Here is a 15,833-nt window from a genome sequence, read left to right as displayed (position 1 = left end):
TTCACTCTTCGCGCCAGGCTAAAGCTTCACGCCGCCAGCCGTATCAAGGCGCGGCGGCAATCACCTCCGCCACCGTCGCCGTGAGCTTCTTCGCATACGGCACATGCAGGAACTCATTCGGCCCGTGCGCGTTCGACTTCGGACCCAGCACGCCGCACACCATGAACTGCGACTTCGGAAAGCCGGCCTGCAGCACGTTCATGAGCGGAATCGTCCCGCCCTGGCCCAGATACGCGCAATCGGCGCCGTAGTGCGTGCGCGAGGCGAAGTTGAGCGCATCCGAAAGCCACGGTGCGAGTTCGGGCGCGCTCCAGCCGTTGGCCGCTCCGGCATCGGGCTTGAATGTGACCTTCGCGTTATAGGGCGGCTCGAATTCGAGCAGCGCCTTGAGGTCGGCTACGGCCTTCGACGCCTCGACAAGCGGCGGCAGCCGCAGCGACAACTTGAACGCCGTGCGCGGACGCAGCACGTTGCCCGCATCGGCCAGCGCCGGCAAGCCAGCCGCGCCGGTCACGGAAAGCGACGGGCGCCACGTCGAATCGAGCAGCGCCTGTTGCGGATCGGTGGTGGTGGGCAGCACGCGACGGCCTTCTTGCCCGCATGCCCACGGCAATGTCTTCCACACGCTTTCGCCGAGAATCTTCGCCGTCGCTTCGGACTCGCTCATGCGATTCGCGGGAATCGCGCAATGGAAGCCCTTGGGCAGTAGCGTGCCGCTCGCGGCGTCTTCGAGCCGCTCGAACAACTGGCGCATCACGCGGAAGCTGGACGGCGCGATGCCGCCATACGAACCGGAATGGATGCCCTCTTCGAGCACCTCCACCTCCAGATCGCCCGACACGAGGCCGCGCAGCGACGTGGTCAGCCAGAGCTGGTCGTAATTGCCCGCACCCGAATCGAGGCAGATCACGAGCCCGACCGTGCCGAGCCGTTCGCGCAATGCATCGACATACGGCAGCAGATCGTAACTGCCCGACTCCTCGCACGTCTCGATCAGGCCGACACAGCGCGGCCGCTCAATGCCCTGCGCGTCGAGCGCTGCGAGCGCCGTGACGCTCGCGTAGATCGCGTAACCATCGTCGGCACCGCCGCGGCCGTAGAGCCGCCCGTCTTCGAATTTCGGCGTCCACGGTCCAAGGTCGTTGCGCCAGCCCGCGAATTCCGGCTGCTTGTCGAGGTGACCGTACAGCACAACCGTCTCCTCGCTGCCGGGGCGCGTGGCGGGCACTTCGAAAAAGATCACCGGCGTGCGGCCCGGCAACCGCACGATTTCAAGCTTCAGACCGCGCACCGGTTGTTGTTCGGCCCACTGGGCCGCATCCTGCACGACGCGTTCGAGGTAGCCGTGCTTCGCCCACTCCGGGTCAAAAGCCGGACTTTTTGCGGGAATGGCAATGTAGTCGGTCAGGGCGGGGACGATCTCGTCGTTCCATTTGCGCTCGACGAATGTGCGGAGTTCATCGTGATCCAGTTGCCGGGTAGCCTGGGTCGAATCGGAAATCATGGTGAAGAGCCCCTGCGAAGAAAGTAGCGATGATAGCCCCGATGCCCTGCCCGCCGATATCCCATTGGCCATCCGGCCAGGTACGAGCTCTGCGCGTCGTCCGGTTTGGCGCGACAATGAATCACCGGTCGCCACTGGCCACACGCTGACCACGCATTGGTCATGCATTGGCCACGCATTGGCCACATCAGGCACCCCTCGTTTTCGGAGGATCGATATGGCGAATCACTCTATCTTCGAGATCGTCGTCCTCGTGGCGGCGGTCGCGCTCTATTTCCTGCCCGCGCTGATCGCGGACCGGCGTGGGCGTCAGGACCTGATGGTCCTCGCGCTCTTCAACGCCGTGCTCGGCTGGACGGGTTTGGGCTGGGTGCTTGCGCTCTGCTGGGCGTTCCAGGCGAATCCGCCAAAGAATCTCGGTGCCGAAACGAAGGACCGCCAGCGCCGCGCCGGCATGGGCGTGTTTTCACGGCTGCTGTCCGAGCGCATCGCCGCGCGCGCGGCGCGGATGGCCGATCACGAGCGTTCGTCGCACTAAGGCCTGGCGCTGCCTCGCCTTGTCCAGACGGCCTGATTGGCCGTTTCCGGCGAGCGCGTTGCGTACGCGCATGAAATAATCGCCACTTGCCTCGCCAGCCGCGCAAACCGGCCCGCTTATTTACCTGCTTGTTTGCCCGGTTACCTGCGCTATTAATTGTGCGGTTAGCTACCCGAACGCCACCGGAGCCTGTCATGCATCACGTCGCCCCGCTCTACGCCTTTGCCGCTGTCGCGCTCGGCATGGCGCTCTCGCCCGGCCCCAATATGATCTATCTGATTTCACGTTCGATCTGCCAGGGGCGCAAGGCAGGCCTGATCTCGCTCGGCGGCGTCGCGCTCGGCTTCATGTTCTACATGCTGTGCGCGGCGTTCGGCATTACCGCACTGGTGATGGCGGTGCCGGTCGCATACGACGCATTGCGTCTGGGCGGCGCCGTTTATCTGCTGTGGCTCGCATGGAAGGCGCTCAAGCCGGGTGGCCGCTCTCCGTTTCAGGTACGGCAACTCCCGCCTGACCGCCCGCGCAAGCTGTTCCTGATGGGCTTCGTGACGAACCTGCTGAATCCGAAGGTCGCGATCCTGTATCTCTCGCTGTTGCCGCAGTTCATCGATCCGCAGCACGGCAGCGTGCTCGTGCAGTCGCTCGTGCTCGGCATGATCCAGATTGCGCTTTCGATCAGCGTGAATGCCACGGTGGCCATGACGGCCGGCACGATTGCCGCGTTCCTGACGGGACGCCCCGCCTGGCTCGTGATCCAGCGTTGGCTTATGGGAACGGTGCTTGCGGGCCTCGCGGTGCGAATCGCAGCCGAAGGTCAGCGCTGAGGAAACAGGAGCAGCAACCCTGCGAAGTCAGGGCCGCAATAGTGTGGGACGGGAATTGCGCCTGCGGCGCCTCAGACACCCCGAGCGCGGCTGGCAGGCGCGCGGCCGCCGGGCAGGCGCAGTTTCACCGAGGCCGCGGGAATGGAGCGCGGCACGCTCTGGACCATGTCCTGCGCGAACATGTCCTGCCGCAGTTCGCCGTGTTCGTCAAACCACTGGCAGATCAGCCAGTGACCCGCGGCGAACCCCACTGGACCGGCATGCATGACGGTCATGCGCGGACCGCCGGACTTGAGGGTGACGACGTCACCAATACCCGCTTCGGCAGAACGCTCGCCGTCGGCTATGTCGATGGTCGTATCAAGCATATGGTTCCCCGGAAAAAGGATTAAGGCAAACCCTGATGAGTTTAGCGATCCCCGCTCGCACGCCGCTTTGCCAGTAATGTTGTCGGAGTCTTTTTATGCCCGCCAAGATTAACAACCTGAATTAATCAACGCAAGTTATTTTTATAAAAAATCGCACATATCGGGATTTTCCATGAGATGCGAAACGCATCGCGCATTAATTTCGACATGAACGGCAGTCGCGCCGGCAGACGAAGCATAACCGTTGCATCGGGCAAACGTATCACTTCATGAGACTTTGCAAGGCTTCATATGGCTTCAGGCGGCATACAACGAACAAACAGTTTCAATAACTTTCATGCCTATTATGTTGCAACGCAATGCCACATATCGACACGCGCGTAACATGCACGCGCGCGGCATAATGACCTGCTCAAAAAAGGGATTGCCAAGGCTAAAAGCGATTCTTGCGGGAATCGTCCGCCCGTTCGATTTACTCATGAAGTGTTTTTTGAATAATCTTGACAACATCATTACCGCGAGCCGATTTCGCGTCATAGCCTGACTATTCTTCAAAATACAGAATTGAAATAACAGCGTCACGTAAACACGTTCAAGCCGGATTTTCAGGGAATCTGCGCTGTCTGCCGATCGACACAAAACGCCCCAACCGGCAAAACCGGATGGGGCGTTCAGACATGCACAAAATTGCGCAAAAGACTGGCCAGTTCGCGGCCACAACCGCGATCCGGGGCGATTATTCGGTGAACGGCAGCGTGTTCTGCCCCTCGGCGCGCATCTCGAACACGTTCAGCGTCATCGCGACAAACGCGTAATAACCGAGCAGACCGACCAGGTTGACCGTCACCTCACGGCCGAAGCGCGCCATCGCGCGCGCGTATGTTTCGCCGGATACCCGCTTTGTGTCGTACAGCTCGGTGACAAAAGCATGGATCAGCGCATCGTCAGGATCGTCGAAGTGCGGTTCGGCGCCCGTGCGGATCTGCTGCGCAAGCGCTTCGGGCACGCCCGCCTGCAATGCAATCGGATAGTGGATGTACCACTCGGCCTGCGCCTGCCAGCGTGCCGCCGTCACAAGAATCGCGAGCTCGGAGAGCCGCAGCGGCAAGCCCGTGCGGTAGCGGCAAAACGCGCCGAGGCGCTGCGCATGCTGAGCCAGTTCCGGGCTGTGAATCCAGCCGAGGAACGGTCCGTTCAGATTGCCGCGCGGACCGGCGAGGATTTCGTCGAGCACGGCTTTCTGCTCGGGCGTCGCGTGCGCCGCGTCGAACGCGGGCAGCCGTGGTGGGTTCGATTGCATGGTCAATTGCCTGGTCGATTGCTTGTTCGACTGCGTCATCGGTTGACTCCGTGATAGCGGTGCGCTTCAGGCCACGCCCACGCCGGTCGCGACGAGCGCGCCTTCGACGGCGTCGGCGAGGCGTTCCACGATCGTATCGATATCCTGCGCCGTGCAGATAAACGGCGGCGCGAGCAGTACATGATCGCCGTGCTTGCCGTCGACGGTGCCGCCCATCGGATACACCATCAGACCGCGCGCGAACGCTTCGCGCTTGATCGCCGCGTGCAGTTTCAATGCGGGATCGAACGTTGCGCGCGTTTCGCGGTCCTTGACCAGCTCGACGCCGACGAAAAGCCCGCGTCCGCGCACATCACCGATATACGGATGCGCCGCATAGCGCTCGCGCAGGCGCGCGCGCAATTGCTCGCCGCGCGCGAGCACGTTATCGAGCAGTTTCTCTTCGGCAATCACGCGCTGCACTTCGAGCGCCGCCGCACACGCGGTGGCGTGCCCGATGTACGTGTGGCCATGCTGGAAATAGCCGCTGCCGCCGACGATCGTGTCATAGATGCGCTTGCTGACGAGCGTCGCGCCGATCGGCTGATAACCCGCGCCGAGGCCCTTCGCGATAGTCAGCAGATCGGGCGCCACGCCGTCCTCGTCGCAGGCGTACAGGTAACCGGTGCGGCCCATGCCCGACATGATCTCGTCGAGAATCAGCAGCACGCCGTAGCGGTCGCACACCGCGCGGATCTTGCGGAAATACTCGCGCACCGGCGGCACGGCGCCCGCCGTTGCGCCCACAACCGTCTCCGCGATGAACGCCGCGACCGTCTCCGGTCCGAGTTCGAGGATCTTCTGTTCGAGTTCGTCGGCAAGACGCTGCGCGTAGGCTTCGTCGGTCTCGCCCTCGCGGCGTTCGCGATACGCGTAGCACGGGCTCACGTGGTGCGACTCGATCAGGATCGGCAGGAACGGCTCGCGCCGCCACGCATTGCCGCCGATCGCCAGTGCGCCCAGCGTGTTGCCGTGATAGCTCTGGCGCCGCGCGATGAAGTGGCGGCGCGCGCGTTCGCCCTTTTCGACGAAATACTGCCGCGCGAGCTTGAGTGCGGCTTCGATCGCTTCCGAGCCGCCCGACACGAAATAGACGTGATCGAGCCCTTCCGGTGCGGCGGCGATGAGGTGATCGGCGAGCTGCTCCGAAGCCTCGGTGGTAAAGAACGACGTGTGCGCGTAGGGCAATTGCTGCGCCTGGCGCTTGATCGCCTCGATCACGCGCGCGTTGCTGTGCCCGAGGCACGACACGGCCGCGCCGCCGCTGGCATCGATATAGCGCTTGCCCGTCGAATCGATGATTTCGATGCCGTCGCCGGCCACCGCGACCGGTAGCGTCTGCCTGGGCATGCGATGAAAGACTTTGGACATGAGGTTCCCTCTTTGCGAAATGGAGCGTGACGCGCGCTGTCGTTCAGCGGCGCGAACCGGCGGCGATGAAGCGTTCGAGCACGCGTTCTCCGCCCTGCCATACATCGAAACTCACGCCGTCTGCCGCAATGCGCAGACAGGCCGTGGCCAGCGTGTTCTCATCGTCGGGATCGTGCGGATCGTCGCGGAAGATCGGCAGACCGTCACCGCCGCGGTCGTGCAGGACGTCCACAAACGCGGCACCGTCAGGTTGCGCGCCAGGCATGGGCAGCAATCGAGCAAGACGCGCCTGGCGATCCCGCGACGAATCGGTGACGATCTGCGCCTCGCACTCGCACCCGGCGTGGATCAAGTGGTTCGCGTGGCCCGATGGTGCGCTGATCCGCTGGATCGAGCAACGCGCGGCGGTGGCTTCGACGCTATACAGGCGCACACCGTGCGAGGCATCCGTAGCACCGATCGTGTGATGGAATCCGCTCGCGCGCGGAGTGTCGCGCAATAGCGCCAGTGCGTCGTCGAGCGAAGCCGCGTCCAGCACGGCGCGCGCAAGGATCATGCGCGGCACGCCGGGGTGCGGCTCGCGGATCCGAACGTTGTTGATCGTCTGGGCAAACCCGGCGTGCGTCGCGGCGAATGTGTGCCCCGGCAGCGAGCCCGGATAGCAGAAGCTCGTGAATCCCGGCTTGCCCTCGGGCGCCACCTCGACCACGAAGCAGCCGCCACGCAGATATGGATCGCCGTCCTCGTTGTGCGCGATCACACCACCCTCCGGCGTGGGCGCCGCAAGCGTCGTGCAGCCGTCCGGCACGCGATGAACCAGTTCGCCGCGGCAGTTCCAGAGGAACAGGTCTTCCACGGGCCAGCCGAGCGCGCCAGCCATCGCGTCGAGTTCGGCGACATAGGCCGGGAAATAGTGTTCGGCCGCATCGCGCAGTTGCCGCACGAACGTGCTGCCGCGCCAACGGCTCACGGCCCGCCAGGCGGCGCTTTGCGCCGTATAGGCGTCGAAGATGGGTTTCGCGATGACGCCGAGCCGGCACCCAATCGCTTCCGGCGCGCCGGTGATCCGGAAAGACGGCAGTTCCTGCATGGGGATTCTCGCTTCGTTCGGGGCCGCGCCGGGACTTTCCAATGGGAAACGTCTCGCGGCGAAACCGCCCTGGTCCACGCGGAAAATTTATACGTCACTCAACATATGTTGTCAACATCAGATACAAAACAACAAATGGATTTAAGGAGGGTGCGCCGGCGCCGGCCGTCCCGTCCAACGGAACAGCCAGCGCGAAAAAACGGAAATTGCGGATTGGAAAACGGGAAAACGCGCGTGGACTATCGGAAAACAGCCCGTCGTACGCTCAGGGTACGTACACGCCTCGGGCGTTGAGCAATCGCTCGGTCTGTTCGAGCTGTGCGACGCCGCCCGTGCCCTCCAGCGCAAGCAGGTGCGCAACGAGCGATTCAGCCAGCGCACTCGCCGCCACGAGCGACGGGAAGAAAGACGGGCTTTCGTGCGTGAAGATGAGGACCTTGTCGGCGTTGAGTGCAATCGGCGACACCGCGCTGTCCGTAATTGCGATCAGGCGGCTGCCCTTCTCCAGCGCGGCTTCGGCCACGCGCACGGCCTCGACGGAATAAGGCGCGAAGCTGACCACGATCGTCGCGCTATCGCGCTCGATGCCAAGAAGCTGCATCTCGAGTGTCCCGGCCTCGCCCGCGAGCAGCGACACCGAAGGACGAAAGAGCCGGTAGCCATAAACGAGCCCGAACGCGACCGCATAACACGAACGGAAACCCGCTACGTTGACGTGCTTTGCCTTGCGCAACAGCCGCGCGGCCTCGGTCATCGTGCGCGTGTTGTGCGCCGCGGTGGCGTCGAGGTTGTGCTGCTGCGCGACGAGCAGATCGTGCGCGAGCGCGTCCTTCGCGCTGCCCGCCACGAGCGAGCGGGCCCGGCTCGCGAGCGGCTCGGGCCGTGTGCGCACGCGCGCGACGAAGAGCGCGCGCAACTCGTTCCAGCCGGGGAAACCGAGTTGCTGCGAGAGCCGCACGAGCGACGCGGGCTGCACGCGGGCACGCTCGGCGACCTTGCGCATCGACGACACCGCCACCTCGTCTGGATGATCGAGCAGAAACGCGGCACCTGTCTGGAACTGCGGACTCAGTTCGGCAAAGCGCGCGCGGATGAGCGCGGCAAGCTGGTCGAAGCTGTCTGGCATGCGGGCGTCATTGGGAGGTGGCGACAACAAATGTTAGCACTTGTGTTGTGAAGTGTTGCGGAGAGCGGCGGACTGGTGGTGGTGGTGGGTGACAAACGATTCCTGTCCTGTTGCAAACGATGTTGTCCTAGCCAGTTCCTTGCAATCAAAACTGTCGTGAAAAATCGACAGCTACGGCCAACCCCTTATCCCACAGGGAATTGCGCGCAAATTTTTGCTTCGCCGCTCCCCCATCTCGCGCCAAGGAACAAATTACCAACGCCCATCTGAATGACCGCCGCACGCCGAGCGCAAACACCACCTCAGAAGAATCAATCACTTAGTCAAATGCGTTGCAAACAAACCTGGCCCGGGAATCACCGCTCGCAAACAATATCTGGCCCAACGAAAGCTGGCGCAATTCGTCGATTCATAAATATTTTCACCCACCCGCGCGAGGCGACGCTGATTGCCGGCAGGTCGGAGACGATGCAGCCTGACCGACTTGCCCACAGTCGAGTGGAGATGAGTTGAGTTCGACAGCTGCCTGCCGAATCGGACACTGCACAGTCAAGCAGACGAGTAAGAGCGAAGCTCCAATTCAGTTCGAGCTGAATCAGCCTCCGGCAAAACAGTCCGACATCGCCTGAACCGTGGAGGCGACCGCGACAAACAAAACCCTGTGAACCATTGCGATGGTGCAAATGCGCAGTGATCCGGGAACCCGGGCGTACGTCGAGCGACGAACCAGGGAAGGCATGTCGAACAAGGAAATTCACCGCTGCCCGAAGCGCTATATCGTAAGAGAACTGTACCCGCTCATTCTGGATGCCATGCTATCGACGCACTGTCACAGCACCGATTTGAGAGCCTCGATCAATTCGAGTGGCTTATCACACATGATGTGATGCTGAGCACCCGAGATCATAATCTTGGCCTTACATTGGGGCACCGTATCCGCAATGCGCTGGACGAGGGAGTGGGAGGCGACGGTCGAATGCTCGGCGTGGATTAGCGATACGGGTACCTGCACTGACTTTAGGGAAGTCGAGTGGTCGAGATCATGATGGGTGAAACCCAGGATTTCATTATCGAATTTCCATCCCCACTGATCGCCCCTTTGACGGATAGAGTTGCGCCCAATGTATTCGTAGATAAAGGGAAGCGTGGATTGATCTGGAGTGAAACGAAATCGTGAATATGCGATTTCGAACGTATCGTAAATCCGTTCACCGCCTTTAGGAGGAACGTTCCGTTTTCGACGTGATTCCTCGCCTTCTGCCAGGTAGAAGTACGAATCAAGGATCACGAGTTGGGAGAACAATTCGGGATGTTGGGCAACAGCTTCAGTAGAACGTGAACCACCAAAACTATGACCGGCGACTGCCACCTTCTGGCCGTTGCCGACCGCTCGAGCAACTTCCACGATGTCTTTGCTCCAGACTTCATGGACGTAGTGGATGCGGCTCTCAGAATCACCCATGCCTGACAGGTCCATGGCATACACGCGATGTGTGTTCAAGAACGCGGGAGCGATAAAGTCCCACCACTTTGCGTGCGCACAGAACCCGTGCACGAACAGCAAAGCAGGTTTATCCCAATCCCCTTCATTCCACGCCTGATAGTGAATGACCGCACCCTCGACGTTTACATAACGCGAGACCTTCGGCGCCCTGATCGCGTCAAGAAACCAGGCTGGGGTCTCAACAAGCTGCTCGTCCATTACTGTCATTTCCTCCTCCGTAGTCAAGCCGTTAACCAAACCGAAAAAGCCGATTTCGAATGGCCTTCCCGGATCAACTGGTTTTAGTGCAGGTCGATACCCCGGGTTTCGGGCATCCTGATATACGTAATCAGGCTAAGGAAGGCACCCAAACACACGTAGGCAATAAACCAGCGGGTATTGTTAGACTGATTCGCTATCGTCATTAGATAGGGCGTCGTTCCACCCAGCAATGCCACGATCAGGTTATAGGTTGAGCCAATGCCGACGCCGCGCACTTCCGTGGGGAAGAGTTCAACCATAACTGCTGGGGCAACTGCGGTATAGAGACCATAGAGCAGCATGCCGAACAATTCGACCGACAGAATCGACATGAAGCTGGCGTGAATGGAGTTCACAACCGGATACAGAAAAATCAGATAACCGAGTGAGAACACGATCAGTTGAGGACAACGACCAATTCGATCCGATAGTGCGCCAAACAGAGGCTGCATGATCATGAAAATCACCATGCAGACAGTCCCGGCAGCGAACGTAGTGCCCGGATCCGCATGCTTCTGATGAATCGCGTAGACCGGGATGTAGCTGACGAAAATGTAAAAGGAGAACGCGCCGAGAATAGTCACCCCAATAAGACGAAATGTGGCTCGCGGGTAATTCACCCAACACCAGATGGGTGAGCGCTTCTGTACCCGTCCTTCCCTGCGGGCGGTTTCAAATGCCGCTGTTTCTTCCATACGACTACGCATGTAGACGCCAATCAGTGCACTGAAACCTCCGAGCACGAATGGGATACGCCAGCCCCAGGCTTCGATCTCTTCTTTCGTCAGTACGTGTGTAAGAACGAGAGCTAAACCAGAAGCCAGAAGAATGCCGCCAGCCACACTTAAAAACTGGAAACTGGAGTAATAACCGCGTTTATGGGTCGGTGCCGATTCCGCAAGAAACAGAGTTGCGGTCGCATATTCGCCGCCCACTGACAGGCCCTGGAGCACGCGCGCCAAAGTCATCAGGATTGGAGCGGCGATGCCGATAGACGCGTAGGTGGGCAGAATCGCAATGATGAACGATGAGGCCGACATTGCCCAAACACCGATCATCATGCCTCGCCGACGCCCAGCCCGATCCGCAAACGCCCCCAGCAGCCATCCACCAATGGGCCGCGCGAAAAATCCGATGGCAAAGACTGCGAACGCCGCGAGAATCGAAGCGGTTGAATTCTCGGATGGGAAAAACTGCTTCGCAAAATATACTGCGAAGGTTGTATAAATCATCCAGTCGTAGGTCTCGATAATGCTGCCGATAGTTGCTGCCCTGATCGACCTGGATGTGCGGTCTGTTGCGGTCGTGGCCGGTATACCCAGAACCTCGACCATTTCTGGCTGCGCCTGCGTACTCATTAATGTCTCCATGTTGTAGTCGCCCATTTTCATGGGCGTACACGCAGTATTGGAGCGAGAACACGGCACAGCCAAATAAAATTCTATGTATGTAGAACTCACCTACACGGGCGAACGTTCATAGCCATCTGCCTTGTCGTACCGGTTCATGATTGTGGCCAAGGCCGATACTTTTGCCTCTACACACAAACCAGGCCCACCAATGGCGGGTCCGATACATCCATAGATATCAGGTACACGTAAAGGCATCGCGAGTATAGGCCGTCGCACATTCCGGAAGTATTCGAGCACTCCGAACACGCGCTTGGCCCTTTTGATGATACTGGCTCCGGTCTCGCATTTTGGTTGCTGGAGCAACAATATTCATATGTGTATGCAGGAGTTCCATTTCCCTGCAATCCGGTCTACGCTCGGACCACGGCTGTCATCTAAAGGCAGACCAACAGTAGCCGAATAAATCGGGAGACGATATGGAAGATATCCTGCTCTATGAGCAGCAAGATGGGGTAGTCACGCTGACCATCAACAGGCCGGAAATGCGCAATGCAATCCCGGACCCCGGCATACAGCCTGCACTCATCTCATCCGCGGAGCGCATCAACCTGGATCGCTCGGTCCGCTGAGTGATCCAGACCGGCGCCGGCACCGCGTTTTCGTCGGGCGGCAGCGTCAAGGCCATGCGTGAACGGCTCGCCGGAAATCAGGATCGGTGTCCGGCTTTTTGGGTGAAGTTCAAATGCGGGCTTTTTAAAATTCTTGCGCCGTATCGGTTACAGCAGCGACAAGTCTTTCACGGTGTTCATGTAAGCGCGCAACAGGGCCACCAATTCCAATGCCAAGCAGTTTATCCCGAATTGGCGTCACCATAACTGCTGCGATAACTCCCGAACCGGGCGTCGCAAGACTTGCGGATTCGTAATAGCCCTGGTTACGTGCGCGCTCAGTAGCGGCCAAAACTTGATCAATTTTGGCTGGCGGCTCGTGCGATTCACATTCGGCATTGTAACGTCGCAATAGCCTCATAATCTGATCGTCTTGCATACGGCTAAGCAGCATGATCCCAATGGCCGTCATGTGCATTGGGCGCATTAATCCGGATGCGGCAGAAATTCGCGATGTCGAGGGCGCATCGAGTACGGAAAGATATTGCAGGCGTATACCGCTTTGGCGTGCAAGCAGTACGGTTTCGCCAGTTTCTCGTGCGAGTTTTCTGAGAACTTCATGAACGGAGGTGTGCACACTTTCTTTGCGGGCCGCCCAGTCGCATAGAAACGCGACACGTATTGACGGGCAGTATGTATGGCGCTGTGCGTCATACTCCGCGTATCCCCTGAATGCCATCGTCTTGAGTAACACGGAAGCACTGGACTGTGGAATTCCCAGCCGCTCGGCAATCTCGCCTACACGCAAAGGCCGACGCTCCTGTTCGAATAGTTCGAGAATATCGAATACTCGGGTAGCTGACTTTACGGATTTGCTGTCATCCACGGTGTTTTCTCGCGCAATAACGCGCCACATAGGCTTCCCTCCAGGATAGCCTGGATTTCGCGCCCCATCTATTGGGGGAATCAGCGGTAGAAATCGAGAAAGGGTGTGCCCTGAGACACGCCCTGCCGCACTAACCTGCCAGCCTCATGCAGTCTGGGGCTGGGTCGTGATCGCTTCCATCCGGGCAATCAGACGCTGCGCCTGTTCGAGGTGCAGGCGCTCGACCATGCGACCGTCAAGATCGATGACGCCCGCCGTCGCATACTCCGGACGGTCAAATGCGGCGATGATTTTCTTTGCATCAGCAACAGCTTCGTCGCTGGGCGTGAACACTGCATTAGCTGGAGCAACCTGCAACGGATGGATCAGCGTCTTACCATCGAAACCCATTTCCAGGGACTGGCGTGCTTCGGTATCGAATCCCTCCGTATTACGGAAGTCATTCCATACGCCGTCCACTACCGTGACGTTATTCATCCTGGCGGTGAGAACAATCGACATGAGCCACGGAATGAAGTATTGGCGACCGTTGGCCGTAGAGACGCCCGTTTCCTTCGCCAGGTCATTCGTTCCCAGCACCAGACAACCGAGCTTGATACCCGCCCCGGGCGCCACCTCAATAATCGAATTTAAATTCGAAATAGCGGCAGCCGTTTCAACCATGATCCAGAGCGCCGTATTGTCCTCTCTCTTCAACTGACGCCTGGCGTATGCGTAGCGCTGAATATCGTGCGCACTGTTGACCTTGGGCAGCAAAATCGCATCAGGCCCACAGGCGACAGCGGCTTGCAAGTCCGCCTCAAACTCACGCGTACCCAGACTATTGATACGGATGATTTTTTCCCGGGCCAGAAAAGTGCCGGTGCCAAAGGCGTCGGCAACAGTTTTCCGGGCAGCACTCTTCATGGAAGGTGCAACCGCATCCTCCCAGTCGAAAATGATTACATCGCATGCAATTGCACGCGCCTTTTCAATGGCTCGGGTATTAACACCGGGAACATAAAGCACCGAACGGCGGGGCAGGCAATTTTCCATGATCGTCGTGATGTAGTTGAAAAGAGGGGGCCGGGAACAGTTTCAGCCACGACAAGCGCTCCGACCATCACATATGTGATTAGTTTTGCACGCCCGTGCACTTATCACGTATGTGATACAGGCGATCAAATCGGCATTTGATACTCGTCACAACAACTGCTGCACCACATGAAAAGGAAGGAGACATGGAACAAGGCCCAAAAGACGGTCGGCCCTTCGGGTATACGCGTGCCATCGCGACCTGGATTAGCAGCGTCAACGAATCGATGCCTGGCGAAAATGCCTTTGCATGGGCGCGGCATGCCCTGCTCGACTGGGTGGCAGTCACTGTCGCCGCATCTGAGGAACCGCTGGTGAAAATCCTCACTGGCGAGTATGGCGCGACTCTGGAGAGTTCCTGCTCACTTCTGGTTAGCCCCCTTCAGACGAGCGTCCTGAGCGCCGCACTGATTAATGGTGCAGCAGGCCACGCACTCGACTTCGATGATGTGAACTCGCAGATGCACGGCCATCCTACCGTTCCTGTTGCACCTGCTGCGCTCGCGGTTGCCCAGGCACAAAAGTCGAGCGGCAAAGCACTCCTGAAAGCGATCATCGTCGGCCACGAAGTCGAAGGCCGCATCGGTCAAGTCGTGGGCGATAGCCAGTACCGTCTGGGCCTGCACCCCACGGGCACGACTGGCACGCTGGGCGCTGCAGCGGCGGCGGCTTCGTTGATGGGCCTCGATGCAGATCAGACAGCCATTGCCCTGGGTCTGGCCTCAACACAGGCCGCAGGCCTCAAGAGCATGTTCGGCACGATGGCTAAGCCGCTGCACGCGGGCAAAGCAGCGATGAATGGTGTGATGGCGGCACGCCTTGCATCGAAGGGCTTTACTGCCAACCCGAACGCCATCGAGTGCGCGCAAGGCTTCGGCCCGACACAGACCGGGGAGACCCCGGTCTTCCCCGCCACGTTCGAAGCAAGCGCCGCGACGGGCATCGAACGCACCCTGTTCAAGTTCCACGCCGCTTGCTACCTGACGCATTCCGCCATCGAGGCGGTGAATCAGGCACGTCGGAAACATGAGATCGGCCTCGCTTCGCTGGAGTCGATGACGATCACTGTCGGTGGCGCACAACGTGGCGTCTGCGACATCGCAGAACCGAATACCGGCCTCGAAGTCAAGTTCGCGATCCAGCAGCTCGTGGCAATGGCACTCGACGGTCAGCCTACTGCGTCGCTGCAACTGTTTACGGACGAAACGGCGCGCAATCCGCGCTATGTAGCCGCACGTCGCAAAGTCACTTTGATTACCTCGCCTGAAGCAGGCCGCAACGGTGCCCTTGTCGAAATTCGAACCGTCGATGGCCGCACGATTCGTGAAGAGGCGAACGTCGGCATCCCGGCCACCGACCTTACGAAGCAGTGGAATCTGCTCGTTACCAAGGCACAGGCACTAGTCGTCCCGCACATCGGCGCACTTAGGTTTGGACGCCTGATCGCCGTACTGGAAACCATGGACCAGCTTTCTACCGTAGACCCTTTATTTGAGGCTATTCGATGACAACTAATGAATCGGTGGTTGCCCATCTGAAGGCGAATGCCGTATTGCGCAGTCGCGGCAATCGCTATGAAGATTTTGAGCCCGGCCGTGAATTCAAACACCACTGGGGGCGCACGGTCAGCGAATCTGACAATACGCTGTTTTCGATCCTGACGATGCATTACAACCCGCAATACACCAACGTGCAAGCCGCGAAAGCCAACGGCTATCCGGGTATTCCTGTCAACCCGCTACTCGTGTTCAACACGGTATTCGGCCTGTCCGTGGAGGACCTGTCGGAAGGTGGCGGCCCGTTCCTGGGCGTGGATGAACTGAAATATCTGAAGCCGGTTTATCCGGGTGACACGCTGTATTCCGAGTCAGCTGTCGTGGATAAGCGCCTGCCCAGCAACAAGCCGGGATTTGGCATCACCACCTGGCACACGAAGGGTTTCAATCAAGACGGCGAACTTGTTATCGAGTTCAAACGTTCCAATCTGGTTCGCACGCGAGGCTAAA

Annotated in this window: 15 protein-coding genes; 5 read left to right on the top strand and 10 right to left on the bottom strand. The window is 59.5% G+C overall.

The genetic code is table 11. The features are described from left to right. Positions 1-43 precede the first annotated feature (43 nt). Positions 44-1,504, bottom strand: coding sequence for a M20 family metallopeptidase (locus Q0L30_RS11715; protein ID WP_296655099.1), 1,461 nt, complete (start codon positions 1,502-1,504; stop codon positions 44-46). Positions 1,505-1,721: 217 nt separating this feature from the next. Between Q0L30_RS11715 and Q0L30_RS11710 the strand changes: the two genes are divergently transcribed. Together Q0L30_RS11710 and Q0L30_RS11705 are read left to right on the top strand one after the other, a co-directional pair. Further along, on the top strand, positions 1,722-2,042 hold the full coding sequence (locus Q0L30_RS11710) for a superinfection immunity protein (protein WP_296655098.1): 321 nt from the start codon (positions 1,722-1,724) through the stop codon (positions 2,040-2,042). 194 nt (positions 2,043-2,236) lie between these two features. Continuing rightward, on the top strand, positions 2,237-2,869 hold the full coding sequence (locus Q0L30_RS11705; RefSeq protein ID WP_296655096.1) for a LysE family translocator: 633 nt from the start codon (positions 2,237-2,239) through the stop codon (positions 2,867-2,869). Positions 2,870-2,940: 71 nt separating this feature from the next. Here Q0L30_RS11705 and Q0L30_RS11700 read toward each other — a convergent pair whose 3' ends face one another. The 7 genes from Q0L30_RS11700 to Q0L30_RS11670 form a co-directional block, all read right to left on the bottom strand. Next, positions 2,941-3,237: a YodC family protein gene (locus Q0L30_RS11700; RefSeq protein ID WP_296655094.1), complete on the bottom strand. Its 297-nt coding sequence runs from the start codon at positions 3,235-3,237 to the stop codon at positions 2,941-2,943. A gap of 736 nt (positions 3,238-3,973) precedes the next feature. Then, entirely contained in the window at positions 3,974-4,537 is a 564-nt protein-coding gene (locus Q0L30_RS11695; protein ID WP_296655327.1) for a carboxymuconolactone decarboxylase family protein, read from the bottom strand. Positions 4,538-4,603: 66 nt separating this feature from the next. Further along, a complete protein-coding gene (locus tag Q0L30_RS11690; protein WP_296655093.1) occupies positions 4,604-5,947 on the bottom strand; it encodes an aspartate aminotransferase family protein in 1,344 nt (447 codons plus the stop codon). A 43-nt stretch (positions 5,948-5,990) separates the two neighbouring features. Next, entirely contained in the window at positions 5,991-7,037 is a 1,047-nt protein-coding gene (locus Q0L30_RS11685) for a C45 family peptidase (RefSeq protein WP_296655091.1), read from the bottom strand. 265 nt (positions 7,038-7,302) lie between these two features. Further along, complete coding sequence (locus Q0L30_RS11680; RefSeq protein WP_296655089.1) at positions 7,303-8,163, bottom strand: MurR/RpiR family transcriptional regulator; 861 nt, start codon at positions 8,161-8,163, stop codon at positions 7,303-7,305. Between the two features lie 829 nt (positions 8,164-8,992). After that, positions 8,993-9,865, bottom strand: coding sequence for an alpha/beta hydrolase (locus Q0L30_RS11675; RefSeq protein ID WP_296655087.1), 873 nt, complete (start codon positions 9,863-9,865; stop codon positions 8,993-8,995). An 83-nt stretch (positions 9,866-9,948) separates the two neighbouring features. After that, complete coding sequence (locus tag Q0L30_RS11670) at positions 9,949-11,298, bottom strand: MFS transporter (RefSeq protein ID WP_296655085.1); 1,350 nt, start codon at positions 11,296-11,298, stop codon at positions 9,949-9,951. A gap of 437 nt (positions 11,299-11,735) precedes the next feature. Here Q0L30_RS11670 and Q0L30_RS11665 point away from each other — a divergent pair, with 437 nt between their 5' ends. Further along, a complete protein-coding gene (locus Q0L30_RS11665; protein WP_296655084.1) occupies positions 11,736-11,888 on the top strand; it encodes a hypothetical protein in 153 nt (50 codons plus the stop codon). A 124-nt stretch (positions 11,889-12,012) separates the two neighbouring features. On the opposite strand, the gene Q0L30_RS11660 is transcribed toward Q0L30_RS11665, so the two are convergent. Next, a complete protein-coding gene (locus tag Q0L30_RS11660) occupies positions 12,013-12,783 on the bottom strand; it encodes an IclR family transcriptional regulator (RefSeq protein WP_296655082.1) in 771 nt (256 codons plus the stop codon). Between the two features lie 114 nt (positions 12,784-12,897). Further along, positions 12,898-13,788 (bottom strand): CoA ester lyase, encoded by an 891-nt coding sequence (locus tag Q0L30_RS11655; protein ID WP_296655081.1) that lies wholly within the window; start codon positions 13,786-13,788, stop codon positions 12,898-12,900. Positions 13,789-13,973: 185 nt separating this feature from the next. On the opposite strand from Q0L30_RS11655, the gene Q0L30_RS11650 reads away from it, so the two are divergent. Beyond that, entirely contained in the window at positions 13,974-15,335 is a 1,362-nt protein-coding gene (locus Q0L30_RS11650; protein ID WP_296655079.1) for an MmgE/PrpD family protein, read from the top strand. Beyond that, positions 15,332-15,832, top strand: a complete 501-nt coding sequence (locus Q0L30_RS11645; RefSeq protein WP_296655077.1) for a MaoC family dehydratase — start codon at positions 15,332-15,334, stop codon at positions 15,830-15,832. The genes Q0L30_RS11650 and Q0L30_RS11645 overlap by 4 nt, the downstream gene beginning before the upstream one ends. Position 15,833 lies beyond the last annotated feature (1 nt).

It is taken from the genome of Paraburkholderia sp., from assembly GCF_024281035.1.
Taxonomy (GTDB): domain Bacteria; phylum Pseudomonadota; class Gammaproteobacteria; order Burkholderiales; family Burkholderiaceae; genus Paraburkholderia.
This window is presented reverse-complemented; position numbering and strand designations above follow the sequence as displayed.